The 854-nt window shown below is 34.3% G+C and carries 1 protein-coding gene; it reads right to left on the bottom strand.

All coding sequences use genetic code 11. From position 1 onward, the window contains the following. Positions 1 to 111: 111 nt before the first annotated feature. Positions 112 to 612, bottom strand: coding sequence for a CBO0543 family protein (locus ABLT31_RS38785; RefSeq protein ID WP_367761051.1), 501 nt, complete (start codon positions 610 to 612; stop codon positions 112 to 114). Positions 613 to 854: the final 242 nt, after the last annotated feature.

The raw sequence follows: 854 nt of genomic DNA, 5'->3' as shown, positions 1-854 counted from the left end.
CTGCCCGTTTGTTGAACAAGAAAAAGGACTGCCGGATGCAGCCCAACCTATCGAACAATCGACTCCCTATAGTTGAAGATCGAAAAGTGACACGTAAAGTCTGAATAAGTATTACTTTGCTTTTGCCCTCTTTCGGAATCTTTCTAGAAAATTAAACTTATCGTCAGAAATTTCCTTTTGTTCTTGTTGAAAATGTATAAATACGTTCGTTATCCATTTAGACAACAACATAATAGTTATGTACCCAATAAACAAGTGAAAGTAATTTGTACCCTTATACATCTGAAATAAATCAAATGCCACCATTAACGACTTCATTATAAATGCGAAAGAAATACAAAGGATTGTTGTATAAATATAATAATTTTTATTTTGATTTAAAGTCCATTGGTATACCAACATATAAGATACTGGAATTAATGATGCATCTAAGGCAAATCCTGTAGGCAACACATGAGTTATTTGAAAAGGATAATTCCATAGTGCTTGTTTTATACCGTAAGCATCAATATAAGTAAACCATACATGCACATTAAAGCCGAGGAACCCTAAAAGAAAGGCTTTTCTCCTGTCCAATAAGAAATAGAGGACCACCAGTGGGATGATCAGCATAGCTACGTTAAACCAAAATTGCCATGTACCAAGAGAATATGACTGCCAATATTTGCCCCATACATTAGCAAGCTCATATTTTGATTATTTGAGAAAATGATTCACTTTGCTCACCTGTCATCATTAAGCCTCCAATAAAAAAACTTAATCCTAATTTACCCAGTCACAATGTTCTATATTACTGCCCGATAGCAGAACAAATAAAAAGACGGATGCAAATGCAACCGTCATGTACTATCGAT

The organism is Ammoniphilus soli (assembly GCF_040813775.1).
The sequence above is the reverse complement of the archived record's forward strand: the minus strand, read 5'-3'. Positions and strand labels throughout refer to the sequence as shown.

Bases quoted from the DNA above. Each gene is read 5' to 3' on its own strand.
- ABLT31_RS38785 (WP_367761051.1), bottom strand. From the start codon at position 612: ATGCTGATCATCCCACTGGTGGTCCTCTATTTCTTATTGGACAGGAGA.